The sequence below is a fragment of the Methylobacterium sp. V23 genome (genome assembly GCF_002917135.1).
Lineage (GTDB): Bacteria > Pseudomonadota > Alphaproteobacteria > Rhizobiales > Beijerinckiaceae > Methylobacterium.
The window spans coordinates 1-12070 of record NZ_PDHT01000061.1 but is presented as its reverse complement, the minus strand read 5'-3'; the positions used below and the strand labels follow the sequence as shown (position 1 = coordinate 12070).

The 12070-nt window shown below is 61.4% G+C and carries 14 protein-coding genes and 1 pseudogene; 6 read left to right on the top strand and 9 right to left on the bottom strand.

Going from position 1 to position 12070, the window contains the following annotated elements:
- Window positions 1–1051 precede the first annotated feature (1051 nt).
- Window positions 1052–2185 (top strand): HWE histidine kinase domain-containing protein, encoded by a 1134-nt coding sequence (locus CRT23_RS26305; protein ID WP_280952020.1) that lies wholly within the window; start codon window positions 1052–1054, stop codon window positions 2183–2185.
- 420 nt (window positions 2186–2605) lie between these two features.
- Entirely contained in the window at window positions 2606–3496 is an 891-nt protein-coding gene (locus CRT23_RS26300; protein ID WP_103712469.1) for an HWE histidine kinase domain-containing protein, read from the top strand.
- Window positions 3497–3848: 352 nt separating this feature from the next.
- On the opposite strand, the pseudogene CRT23_RS26295 reads toward CRT23_RS26300, so the two are convergent.
- Window positions 3849–4265 (bottom strand): annotated as a pseudogene (locus tag CRT23_RS26295) (transposase); the annotation flags it as partial.
- Window positions 4266–5370: 1105 nt separating this feature from the next.
- Between CRT23_RS26295 and CRT23_RS26280 the strand changes: the two are divergent.
- Window positions 5371–5679 (top strand): DUF3761 domain-containing protein, encoded by a 309-nt coding sequence (locus tag CRT23_RS26280; RefSeq protein WP_103712466.1) that lies wholly within the window; start codon window positions 5371–5373, stop codon window positions 5677–5679.
- Here the strand turns inward: CRT23_RS26280 and CRT23_RS26275 are convergent, their stop codons facing one another.
- From CRT23_RS26275 to CRT23_RS28750, 4 genes are all read right to left on the bottom strand, one after another.
- The gene (locus tag CRT23_RS26275; RefSeq protein WP_245436609.1) at window positions 5680–6168 is read right to left on the bottom strand and encodes a hypothetical protein; all 489 of its coding nucleotides are present in this window, start codon (window positions 6166–6168) and stop codon (window positions 5680–5682) included. It abuts the gene before it with no gap.
- A 127-nt stretch (window positions 6169–6295) separates the two neighbouring features.
- Window positions 6296–6583 carry a hypothetical protein gene (locus tag CRT23_RS26270; RefSeq protein ID WP_146056532.1) on the bottom strand — a complete coding sequence of 96 codons (288 nt, stop codon included), beginning with the start codon at window positions 6581–6583 and terminating at the stop codon, window positions 6296–6298.
- 269 nt (window positions 6584–6852) lie between these two features.
- Window positions 6853–7029, bottom strand: a complete 177-nt coding sequence (locus tag CRT23_RS29810; RefSeq protein WP_348628902.1) for an Rmf/CrpP family protein — start codon at window positions 7027–7029, stop codon at window positions 6853–6855.
- 354 nt (window positions 7030–7383) lie between these two features.
- Window positions 7384–7548, bottom strand: a complete 165-nt coding sequence (locus CRT23_RS28750) for a hypothetical protein (protein WP_156375749.1) — start codon at window positions 7546–7548, stop codon at window positions 7384–7386.
- Window positions 7549–7975: 427 nt separating this feature from the next.
- On the opposite strand from CRT23_RS28750, the gene CRT23_RS26265 reads away from it, so the two are divergent.
- The 3 genes from CRT23_RS26265 (at window position 7976) to CRT23_RS26245 (ending at window position 9942) form a co-directional block, all read left to right on the top strand.
- Window positions 7976–8143, top strand: coding sequence for a hypothetical protein (locus tag CRT23_RS26265; protein ID WP_245436608.1), 168 nt, complete (start codon window positions 7976–7978; stop codon window positions 8141–8143).
- Window positions 8144–8334: 191 nt separating this feature from the next.
- Window positions 8335–8526, top strand: coding sequence for a hypothetical protein (locus CRT23_RS26260; protein ID WP_146056531.1), 192 nt, complete (start codon window positions 8335–8337; stop codon window positions 8524–8526).
- A gap of 1152 nt (window positions 8527–9678) precedes the next feature.
- Window positions 9679–9942: a hypothetical protein gene (locus CRT23_RS26245; protein ID WP_103712460.1), complete on the top strand. Its 264-nt coding sequence runs from the start codon at window positions 9679–9681 to the stop codon at window positions 9940–9942.
- A 409-nt stretch (window positions 9943–10351) separates the two neighbouring features.
- On the opposite strand, the gene CRT23_RS26240 is transcribed toward CRT23_RS26245, so the two are convergent.
- Genes CRT23_RS26240 through CRT23_RS26225 form a run of 4 tightly spaced genes read right to left on the bottom strand, consistent with a single transcriptional unit; the run spans window position 10352 to window position 11412 of the window.
- The gene (locus CRT23_RS26240) at window positions 10352–10573 is read right to left on the bottom strand and encodes a hypothetical protein (RefSeq protein ID WP_103712459.1); all 222 of its coding nucleotides are present in this window, start codon (window positions 10571–10573) and stop codon (window positions 10352–10354) included.
- Window positions 10570–10818 carry a hypothetical protein gene (locus CRT23_RS26235; RefSeq protein WP_103712458.1) on the bottom strand — a complete coding sequence of 83 codons (249 nt, stop codon included), beginning with the start codon at window positions 10816–10818 and terminating at the stop codon, window positions 10570–10572. The genes CRT23_RS26240 and CRT23_RS26235 overlap by 4 nt, the downstream gene beginning before the upstream one ends.
- On the bottom strand, window positions 10819–11082 hold the full coding sequence (locus CRT23_RS26230) for a hypothetical protein (RefSeq protein ID WP_103712457.1): 264 nt from the start codon (window positions 11080–11082) through the stop codon (window positions 10819–10821).
- A 30-nt stretch (window positions 11083–11112) separates the two neighbouring features.
- Window positions 11113–11412, bottom strand: coding sequence for a hypothetical protein (locus CRT23_RS26225; RefSeq protein ID WP_245436607.1), 300 nt, complete (start codon window positions 11410–11412; stop codon window positions 11113–11115).
- Between the last annotated feature and the right edge of the window lie 658 nt (window positions 11413–12070).

The following is a 12070-nucleotide window of genomic DNA, read 5'->3' as shown; positions in this document are numbered from 1 at the left end:
CATTCTCAAGACCTTCGGCGCCTGAAACCAGCCATCAATGGCGTGGGTAATTACGGACAATTTTAGGAGATTTCATCAAAAACCTTGGTTGAAATTTCCGAATTAAATTAGAATAAAAATTTATCTACACTTTGCATTATATAAATCATAGTTTCTGGTGGATTGGCATCTGATCGCTAGGTGCGAAGCCGTATTGGCTATTAGGATGTCCCTCTCGATCTCTTCTAGGTAGGACGGATCTGCTTGTCGATTTATCTTCGACGCGAGTACTGAAAGATTTCTGTCTTCTTGTCGTCGGGTATGACACCGGTAACGTCTCGACGGAGACGCGCTTCCCGCTGATAGGATCTAATATGGACACGTTTTACCTCATCACTAAAAAATAATCGGCGCTCTCTTACGGCCAAGGTTATGTTTTCAATCTACCATGTGTTCCGAGAATATTTCATAAATTCGCATTTTTATTTTAAAGTGCAATTTTTCCTACGTAGATAAATGAGATGGTACGTTGATTATTAGCTGAACAAGCAGCATATTATATCTATCGCTGGCCACTGGTTCCGGGCGTCGGCGCCTGAGAGTTCGATGTGCTCCCGCCTGATCCACGCGGGCAGCCCATGACACGCTATATATTCGCCATAGACAATGATCCTGTCTGTATCGACGAGCGTGGGGTCGAATGGCTCGGTCTCTCCGCTGTCCGTGGCAAGGCCCTACGCTCCCTCGCACGAGTCTTTGCGAACCTGTCCTTTGCAGAAACCGCGAACCAACTCGCCATTGTCGCGCGGGATGCCTCAAGCGGCTTCGTGATCACGGCGCGGGTGCTTCCGCCCTTTGGGGGGGCGCTCAAGCCGACGAGCCAGGACGCCGAGCTCTTGTTGCTCCTTGAACCAAGCCCGTTAGTCCGCAACGTCCAAGACAAACTGCCATTTCTTCGACCGATGGGGGTACCGGCTTGAAGGGTCCCGAGGGTTCGGACCCGTCACACCATGGCCAAAACGCTGCGCTCGAAGCGGAGATCGCACGCCTGAGGCGAGCGCTCGACGAAGCCGTGCAGCGACTAGTCGCACGGTCGCCTTCGGCCCTCATCGAGCACGAGCGTGAGATCGTAGAGGGACGGGCTGCTCTGGCTCTTGCGGAGACACGCCTGACTGAAAGCGAGCGAACTGTCTCTGATCTGACGGCCCGCCTTGCAGCGCTCGGGCTGAGTGAGGCCCGGTATCGCTTGGCCGTCGAGAGCGCCAGAGACTACGCGATTTTCACGCTGGATCTCTCGGGGCGCATCACCGGATGGAACACCGGAGCCGAGAACCTGCTCGGGTGGGACGAGGCGGAAGCCGTTGGTCAGCTGGTGAACGTCATTTTCACGCCCGAGGACAATGACGAGGCAACTGCCGAGGAAGAGATGCGGCTCGCCGTCGTTGAAGGCCGAGCCGACGACAACCGCTGGCACCTGCGCAAGGATGGCGGACGGTTTTGGGCCAACGGCCTCATGATGCCGATGCGCGATGACGCTGGAGGGCTGACGGGCTTTCTGAAGATCCTGCGGGACCTCACCGAGGCACAGCTTGCTAGTGAGCACCAGCGAATCCTCATCCACGAACTCAATCATCGTGTGAAGAATACGCTTGCCACCGTGCAGGCGTTCACGACGCAATCGCTGCGGTCGGCGGCATCCCTCCATGAGGCGCGGGAGGCGATCACGGCGCGGCTTATCGCCCTTGCCAAGGCGCACGACGTGCTCACTGCGGAAAAGTGGGAAAGCGCCGACCTCGGTCGGCTGGTGCAGGATGCACTGAGCCACCACAACAGCCTTGCTCAACGCTGCTCCTGGGACGGTGAGCCGGTGCGGGTAGTGCCCCGGTGCGCGCTTGCTCTATCGATGATGATGCATGAGCTTGCAACGAACGCGACCAAATACGGAGCCCTGTCGAACGAGACGGGCACCGTGGCGGTTTCCTGGGCCACCGACGCTGCGGATGTAGTATCACCTGCGGATGACCAACGCCTCAGATTGCGCTGGCAGGAGGTAGGGGGCCCGTTCGTACTGACTCCGACCCGGCGGGGCTTCGGCAGTCGCATGATCGAGCGGGGCTTGGCCAATGAACTGGGGGGCCAAGCCCGCATCCGGTACGAGCCTAGTGGTGTCGTGTTCATCCTGGACATTCCCCTCGAACCCACCTGAGACCCGACGGGGTGTGGGGGATGCATCGTATGGATATGTGTCGCGAGGCAGCGGCGATGGCTGGATATGAAGATCCGCTTTGGTTGTCTCATCGCATGTTGCCATGGAGGCTGAACATCTGGCTGCGGATGCTCGTCCACCCCAGATCCGACGCGTCTAATATTCGGCGAGCAGGTATCTCCGATACCTATAAAGACACATAAAGCCCAGGACGCACACGACAAAGCGCGCTAGGTTTTCGCAGCCGGTTCCTTTGAGTATGGGGGACGCCGTCACACGACTAGGGCAGGCTTGTTGGGATCCGTTCGAGTGACTTCAGAACCATCAAGCCCGCCCATCTGGACCGCAAAGCACCTGTGGCTGGCCGTCGAGGCCGCCGGGGTCGCACTCTGGTCTTGGAACGTCGACGACGACACGTTCATGATGGATACCCACGGCTTCAAGCTCTGGGGCCTTCCTCCGAGCGCTCGCGTGACCTTCGAGGATCTGTCCTCGCGCATCCATCCGGCCGACCGCGACAGGGTCCGGGCGGCCTTCTCGGCGACGCGCGCCATACTCGGTCCCTACGAGACCGACTTTCGCATCATGGATGGCAACGAGGTCCGATGGATCTCCGCCCGGGGTCAGGGTGACGACCAGGGCATCGTCGGAGCGGTAATGTTCGGCATCTTCCTCGACGCGACCGGACGCAAGCAGGCCGAGGAGGGCCACGAGCTTCTAGCCGGAGAAATGAGCCATCGGGTCAAGAACCTGCTAGCCATTGCCACGGCCCTGACCGCGATCACATCCCGCTCGACCACCACCACGGTCGACATGGCCCGTGAGCTCACCCAACGGCTCACCGCCTTGGGTCGGGCCCATGACCTCGTCCGTCCACTCCCCGGGGGCGACGGCAAGGCCGCCCTCCTCGGCGACCTGCTCGCGATCCTGCTGGCACCCTATGACGACATGGGGGCCTTCAGCGGCCGCATCCGCGTCTCGGTCCCGCGCATGGGTGTCGGCGAGGCGGCAGCCACGACCCTTGCGCTCGTCGTGCATGAACTCGCTACCAATTCCCTCAAGTATGGCGCCCTCTCGGTGCCGACCGGCACGCTCGACGTCTCGTCCCCCACTCACGAGGACGCGGTGGTGATCACCTGGACGGAACGCGGAGGTCCACCCGTGACTCCATCGACCGGGCCTGGCGGCTACGGGAGCAAGTTGCTTAAGCGGGCGATGACCCAGCAGCTGGACGGCTCCATCGAACGCGCGTGGGACGAGGCCGGCGTCGTTGTCACGCTTCGAATGAACAAGGCTTTCCTCGTGACATGAGGACGAAGTGGCTCGGCGTGTTAATGCGGATCTCTGCCTGTTGATGTAGATCGGTCCAATCACGGCCCTGCCCTCGGCCATCCGCGCCCGGCAGGGTGTTGAAGAAGTCGGCCAACGGCGGGCGATGAAGGAGATTTCGTCGCCGCGATGGTCGCGAATTTCGCCTCGAAGTGCTTCGTCAGCGTGGAGCTCAGCCGATCCAGAGCTGCAGACCGGGTCCATCTCGTCATTGCCGTTCCAGTCGAACGCAATTGTGGCGCGATCACTCCCGCGGCCGGCTCCTCCGGTCGTGTCCCTGGGCGTGGTGTAGCTCGATGAGGGCCACCGCGATCACCGGCTTGGGCCGGGACGATCAGGCTGCCAGGGTTGGCAGGCTGACGAGGGGATCATCGCCGATCGGGGCGATGCTTGCCAGGGTGATGTAGCGCGACCGCTGGACGGCCCATTCGTCATTCTGTTCGAGCAGGATTGCGCCGACGAGGCGGGTGATGGCAGCTTCGTTGGGGAAGATGCCGACCACCTCGGTCCGGCGCTTGATCTCGCCGTTCAGGCGCTCCAACGGATTGGTCGAGTGCAGCTTGACCCGGTGAGCGGCTGGGAAGCCCATATAGGCCAGCACGTCGGGCTCGGCAGCGTCCATCAGGGCGGCGAGCTTGGGCACCTTGGGGCGGAGCTGGTCGGCCACCCGCCGCCATTGCTGACGGGCCGCCTCGGCATCATCCTGGGCGAAGGCAGTGGCGATGAAGGCCGACACGACGCGCCGCCCGCTGGGGTGGGTGTTCGAGCCCCACCTTCCCCACTTTTCCCCACCCAACTTTTCAAGGTGGGGAAACACATCCGAGATGGACATCAGACGCGATCTCCAACCTGAATGAAGGTGCGGTTTCGAGCCTTCTTCGTGTCGTAGATCGAGACCTGCCGCAGGGCTCCGCCCTTGAGCCACGTCTTGAGTTACTTCTTGATCCGTCCCTTATCGGCCTCGTCGCTTTTCGGGCTCATCCGCAAGACGTTGGCGACGGCGTAGCCGACCCAATTCTCGGCTTGGACGCTGTCCGACCACTCACCCGCATCAACAGCGGCCTGAACGGCTCTGACGTGATCGATGCTGATCTGGTCTAGCAATCCTGGCAGGGTCCAGGCAGTGACCACGCCGACGCGGTCACCAATCTCAGTTCAAGCGACACCCTTGCGGCCTGCCTTGCCTCTCTCGGCAACCTTTTGAGCCACTATCCAGGGGCGAGGCGCGCAGCGAATTGCCTGCACGGCTCGCCTATCGTTTCAATGGCCGCCCGAACGCGAGTCCGACGAACGCTTGCCACAGCGAGAACCGTCAGATGCCCTATCGCTGTCGTGCTGACAGCTTTGCGCGATTGCACCGCCAGCACTCAGAACTACCAGGGCCAAGGCGACAAAAACCTTTTTCATATTAGTGTCCTCCGATAGGCGGTCTGCTGCCGCCATGCGGGTAACTTAAAGGCTACGCACCAAGGCAACGTGTAGTTTTCACGCAACATTCCATTTTAATTCCATCCGACTGGGTTGTTGGTCGTGGACGGGCAGAGATGCAACGTGCTGATTTCTTGCTTCATAAGAACCGAGGAAAAGCCATGAAGTCGACGTTCGTTCTAATAACTTTGATGCTCTCGACTGCCGTAGCCGAAGCGAGAGGTGGCAGTGGCCACGGCATGAGTGGAACTGGATCAAGTAGCAGCAGCCATTCCGTATCTGGCTACACCCGATCCAACGGCACCTACGTCGCTCCCCATCACGCGACGAACCCGAATGGAACTCAGCTCGACAACTACGGCACGCGAGGGAACGTGAACTCCTACACAGGCGCAGTCGGCACCCACGGCGCGGATCACTGAAGCTGCATGCCTCAAGCTAGAGTCATCTCGTCCGCAGCCGCCTGCCTGAGGTGGGCGGTTCTCGGATGCGTTCTCGTTGCGCCATCGTTTGGAGCGAGCGCCCGCGAGTACAAAGAGCCGAACGAGCAAACGCTTGACCGTCACGGCCACTATCACAGCCGTGACGGGTCAACCGTGCACCAACCTGCGCATACCCGGGATGGATCGAAGCCCGAGGGAGCTTCAGCTCACTGTCGCGATGGCACCTGGAGCTTCAGCCATACCCACCGGGGGACCTGTTCCCGCCATGGCGGCGTAGCAAGCTGGGTCCGGTAGCTAGCTCTTCAGGCCTTTGTTGCACGCGGAGTAGTACCCACCACCCTTCTCGATCCACTTCATGCCGCCGTTTCCGGCGCCGCCGCCGGCTGCCTTGTTGGCATTGTACTGATCGAGGCAGGTGTGCAGCCGTCCCTTGCCCGCAGACTCGCTAGCGTACTTCGGGTCGATCGCTTTGGGGAACACGGCCGAGCCTGTCGCTGTAGCCCTCGGAGTGGGTGCTGGGGCGGTCCGCGTCGATGGAGTGGTCGGAGTCGGTGCCGGGGCTGCCGTGGGTGAGAACGGGTTGGCCGTTGGGCTCGCCGGAGTGTCTGCCGGCGCACCGCACTCAGCCTTCCGGAAGTCATTCCATTTCTGTCCGTTCAGGGTCCCGCCCTGCTTGGCGGCCTGGTACTTCACGGAGCAGTCCTTGGTCGACAAGGCTGACGCCGGCGTCGCGAACGAACCCGCGAAGGCGAGCAAGGCAACGGACAAGGCAAGGCGGGCCATGGCAGACAGTCCTCTGATACGATGAATGGATGGCTGGCCCTAGCTCTGGATAGCCTGCTCCGCATCAACGGACGCTCATGCAGAATGACGCGGTGACGCACACGGCGCAATGCAGAGGGATGTTCGCTCAGCCGCCGAAATCTGGCTCTTCATCACCTCCGGCACGAACCTGGTCTGCTGCGTCGCTGAACAGGTCAGCCACGGCGCCCGCTTTCAGATCGCGCATGCGCTGCAGGACGTCGGGATCGGCGCCTTCGATATTGATGCCTTGGATCTGGTTGGCGAAGGCGGCGCCTAGCGCCTCAACATTTTCGGCCGAGATCCCTTCCTGACCGAACACCATGGGGGCCATGGTCAGCACCAACGCGCGCAGGGCCGACACCTCGGCCCGCAGTTCAGCCAGATCGCTCGCCATCGTCATCTCTCCGCCTATCGTGCGTCAGGCTATCCTCACCCAGAAGCACAGCCTACCGAATGGCGCTTGATCGCTACGGAGCATTCGGGGGGCCGCTGGTGCTTTCGCGAAGGTATCACCCCATGAGGAGGACGCCTCAGCCAGCAGCCGCCTAAACGCTCGTTCCGAGCACCTTGCGAACATCTTTCGCTGCGGATGAACAGCTCTGGGCCATGAACATCCCTTCCTGCCGCCAACGTTCGACAAGGCAGGAACGTGCCAGTTCAGGCTCAACTCAGGGGCAGATCTCTGGGACGGTCGCGCGGCATACCGGTAAAGCCCTCCAGCCAAGCCTCACGTTCTTCGGAGCCGGCGGGGTAGGGACAGCATTCACGCTTGCGACCATGGGCACGGGCGTGGGCACCTTGGTTGATCGGATCGAACTGGGATCTCGGGTGCTCGGACATGGGTGATGCCCTCCAAAACCCGCCAACCTCGTTCGCGGTCGAGTTGATCCGAGGCGTAAGTGCCTTGCAGAGCCGAGGAGCGCCCTATGGCTTCATCATGCCGCGTTCGTGGCGGTCCAAATTGCCAGCTGAACCCTTAGTCCCGCCCCGTTCGTAGCCGATCCTATGCCGGCAGTGGCGAAGGGATGAACGCCCCAAACGCTTCAGCCTGGTGGAGGGAGCAACGCGCTTGATCAACGTCTTAGCAGCCATCGTATCGGTCTTCGTGGTTTTGGTAACGGGCGCTTTGCTGAAGGTGGCGCTCCTGCCCTTCCGGCTTGTTCGCGGGCTTCTGCGCCGCCGACTCGCTCCAACCTAGGGGAGGTGCTTCGCGACCAAAGCACCGAGCCACAGCAAGGCGACCAGGATCAGCACCGCCCAAACGGCGATCATGATCGTTGCGGCCCGGATGCCCAGGAGCGCCGAGTGCTCCGGCGGGCTTCTGCCTACCTGTGGGATGATCTTCGGCTCGTCACGCATCGCATGCCCGCCTGTGCTTGCCATCCAGTAGGGGGGCGCACAGCGCGAACCACTCACCGACGACAATCAAAAGCAGTACCACGCATGGCTGCGCCGGTCCTGCCTATCTGAGGGATGTCGGAGATCGCCCTACCGATGGGCAAAACTCTGCCGTTCCGGCAGCTTCTTGGAGGGTTTTGCCGGCAAATTCGTACCCAGAGTTATGCCCTTATCCGTTGGATGTATCGCTTTGCACCCTATGGCCTTCGGCTGTGCCCTTCCCTCGGAAGACAATGCGAAACCGTTTCGCTTCTGGCCGGCACCACGGCGCATCCACGCCTGCCACTCGCGGCTGATGATGCGGAGAAGGTTGGGGCTGTTCTTCCGGCCCTCGTGGCGGCGCTCCTCGATCGTCAGCAGCCCGTCACCCTCGGCGAGGGCCGACAGATTGCAGGAGAAGGCCCGCGAAGGAGGCGAGGCACGAGCGGATTACGACGCGACCCAGCAGGCCACCGAGGACAAGACGGTGCGCCTCAAGGCCCTTCGGCTCGCCAAGGAGCATGCTGACAAGGAGGCCGCCAAGAAGGTGGTCAAGAAGGCAGCCAAGAAGAGGTAGCTCGGTCTTGCGTGCTTCGATGCAGGGGCGCCCCAAGCCGAAATAGAGGTGTTGCGAGCTAAAATTGCCTGTCTGCGGATTATACCGCCAAGGTTGGGTTAAACTTGTGTTAGGGATGTGAACACCCCCTTTGGCCGGCCGCCATCGTATCGGCGCCCGAGGGGATGTCCCTCATCAGAGACGGAGCCCAGATGAAGTTGATCGTCACCGGCCGGCAGAACGACAGCGACGTGTCGTTCCAGCGCTCGTCTCTCGACAAAGCGTTGCAGAAGGCGCGCGATCTAGAAGCCGAGGGATTTGACGGTGTCAGCATCAGCGACATCACTGGCCGGTCCTATGGACCGGCTGAGTTCGACGACTGCTTCGTGCGGTCGCCAGCATGACCACCGCTGACTACGGTCTCCGGGAGCGGGCCGAGATAAGGGCTGCTAAGAAACAAGAACGAGCAGAGACAGTGGCCGCCGAGCTAGTGGAGCAGGCGCGTAAGGGAGGGGAAGCACGAGCAGCTTATGACGCTGCTCGGCAAGCCACCGAGGACAAGACGGTGCGCCTCAAGGCCCTTCGGCTCGCAAAGGAGAAGGCAGCCTAAGAAGCGCTGATCCAAGCTTGCGGGTCCCTGTGCGTTACTGCCGGGCTCCCACCCATTAATGGGGGGCGCGTGATGGCTCAAACTGGTCAGGTTCACCCAGGATAAGCGTTAGGAAATGCCTGCGTACAGGCCCATATGATCTCCATGATCATTTTCACCCCCAATCCCCATTCCCTGCGGGTCACACCGTCTGCAACGGAGCCTGGTCGGTTCGACTGGGCGATCTGGAGAGACAAGGAGGTGGTGCAGCGGTCAGTGCGCTCCTTTGGCTCTGAAGGAGCCTCGGAAGCAGCCGGTGACACAGCCCTTCGGGCGGTCACTGCGATCTGGCAGACTGCGAAGTAGCAGAGCGCAGCTCTCTCGTGGGGGAGCCGAATATACAGCTCTCACAATGTCAGGTGTGGAGATCGGCTTTCATCTGGGAACCAGAGAGGCTGATCCGCCGCTTGAAGGGGGATCGGGCCTTGCCATGATTTGGCCGGGCGTAGGTCTGGCGCGATTGCGCGTAGATGGCCTCACCGAGAGGCCCTTCCGCTCCCGATAGAGCGGCCATCGTACAAGTGGCTCCTACCTGTAGACCCAGCTCATGCGTGTGACTGCGACCGTAGAGGTAGGCTGCCAAGCGAGCCCGTATGTTCTCGGGAATGTCAGCGATAAGGAGCAGCATCTTGTCCGCGTCGGCGCGATAGACACGCCCTAGCAGATCGAGCGAGACAGGACAGGCTTCGGTCTCATGGTAGATCGGACGATCCGAGATCACGACGGCACCTGCCTTCCGGTAAAACGCAGGCTGGTCAGGGGATAGTTAACCAAACGTAACCGACACAGGGAACGAGCAATTGCCCTGGGGTGCGACACAGGACTGGGGCAACTATGGGCGCGGGCATGACTTGTCACAGCCTACATGGACGACAGCGATTTATGTCGGCCTAAACGAAAGTGCCCTGTGAAATACCTTGTTCTCGCCAGCGTCGCCCTGTTCGCCACTGCTCCTGCCTATGCGCAAACTGGTCCGCTGCGCCAGCCCGGCACTGCTATCGTCACCCAGGAGCCGAACAGCACTGGCAACGATCGAGACATTGTCGTTTCGCGGGGCGCCACGGGTGCCGACACGGCAACCTCCGACTCGGCTGCAGGCGGCAATGCGAACAAGCCTGAGCAGGCTGTTCCGAACGGCAGCGCTGGTGGTGGGAGCGGCGGCAGCAATTAAATAGGGACCGCTTCAGCTCGGTTTATCCAGCTGGCGTTTCTACAGGAAAGACATTTACCCGCCATGGCCGTAGCCAGGCGGGTTTTTCGTTTCAGCGTGCGAACCCACCCTCACCCACACGCCGTCGCCGACCATCCTTCGTCTGGATCCAGATCTCAGACACGCAGTTGATCGCGGGCGGCCCTGCGTCGTAGTCCCAGTACCAGAGTGGATCGGCCTTCGGTCCGCGCTTGAGATCGACCGCCTCGCGCAGAATCAGTCGGAGGCGGCACCGACCCTCGTGCTGCTCGTACAGGAGCTCGTAGACGCGGTCGCTGGATGCGATCCACGGGGCGCTGTCGGTCGTCGCCGGGAAGATGCGCGGGTGGTAGTCGTCGGTCGTGATCTCTCCAGGACGCTATCGCGTCGCTCAAGCCTCACGCTCCCACCTATCTTCTGCGTCTCCGCTGACGTTTGCGTCGCGTTGATAGGCTCGCACCCTTACGTCGACGAGCTCGGACAGAAATGACAGGACGCCGAGCAGCTCAAGCCTGCCCTCGGTCGATGTGCTGGGGTTCTGAACCGTTCTCCGAACCTCAGACTGCACATCCGCCAAAGCATGCAGGTAGCCCGCGTCACGCTCGGTCATCATTCCTTGCTCATCTCGTCGTCAGCGCGCTGCATCGCCCCATAGTGAATGGCCTGCCTCACTCTGAGGCTTCCTGCCGCGCACGTCTGTGCGGCCTTTGCCGTCCGGAAACGACCGCCTGAAAACAGCTGACCGCCGTTCAAACGGATGACGAGGCACCAGCGGTTCGGTTCAGTTGGGTGTGTTTCGAGGTCAATCGACCACTTGTCTGACGCCGGGATCTTGAGAACGCTACCCTTCTTCGCCACTCACCCCTTCTCCGGCCGGGCCAGCAGGATCGCGGTGCGCACGGCGACCCGCTTCAGGTGCTCGGTCGCATCCGTATTGGTGATCGTGACCTTCGCCCACTCGTGTGATTGCACGGCTTCGGCGAGGTCGATCCGATACCCGTCCCCGAACAGGAACTCTCTGTTGGTCGGATCGGCCATGAAGGCGTCGACCGCAGTGACCACGTCCGCTTCGAGAATGGCCTTTGCCTTGAACAGATCGCCGGTCGTAGAGTTCTCAGCCATGCCGGTGAGATAGCACAGCGCGAGCCAGCGTCACCGCCCGAACTGCCAGAGCGGCACGCCGCCCGTGGGTCGACCGGGCGTGTCTCGATAATAGGTGGTGTTGACGAACCGCATCCGGGTCTCAGTGATCGCGGACACCGCCTCGGCCCCCATGATGACCGCGCCGCAGTAGTCGGGGCGGATCGTGCCCGCCTCGGGATGCACGCCGAAGCAATCAAGCGTGGTCCAGCCGAGCCGCACCGCCTCGTCGGCCCATCGGTCTAGGAAGGTGACGGCGTTCTCGTAGATCGCGGCCCAATTCGCGCCCGTGAGGCCGGGGCAGGGCGACACGCTGGGGCGCAGATCAAGGAAGGCTTTGCGCCAAAGCACGGGGTCGGCAGGGACAAGCTTCGGTTTCGGTGAGGCTGGCATGGGGTCCAGTAGATGCTGCATGCCAGAGGGGATAGGGGAGACGCGTTGCCGACACCATAAGGCCAAACACGCCCGGCTCACGATCCTGTGAGATCGTCCTATGTGCTATCGCTTGGCACCCATCCCGTGGTCTTAGGCGCCCATGACGCGCCTTGAACTCGCACTAGCCGGCACCCTCCTGATTTGCGCGCTGGCGGTCGTAACGCGACTGGCCTGAGACGCGCTGAGACGCGGCCAGGGGTGCGGGGTGAATGGCCGTTCTCGGACCATCCTGTGCGATCCTAGGCCATCATCGCTTCGGCCATAGGGGATCCTGCCCCCGCCGCCCGATCTGCTCACGGGACCGGCGGGGTAGGATCGTCCATCTCACACTGAGCCGGTACGCAACTTGGCTCGCAGGGAGAGTGCCTGAAGCCGGTTAGCCGGATCTAACACGCGCCGAGACGCCGCCGCATCAAATCGAGAATGGCAATGCGGCTCGCGATTCAACGTTTTGGTCGGGAAGAAAGTTAAGGCAGATAACGCTAGGGTTCAGCGTCGCGATAATTTCGTGCGTCGACGAGGTTCCATCCTATGA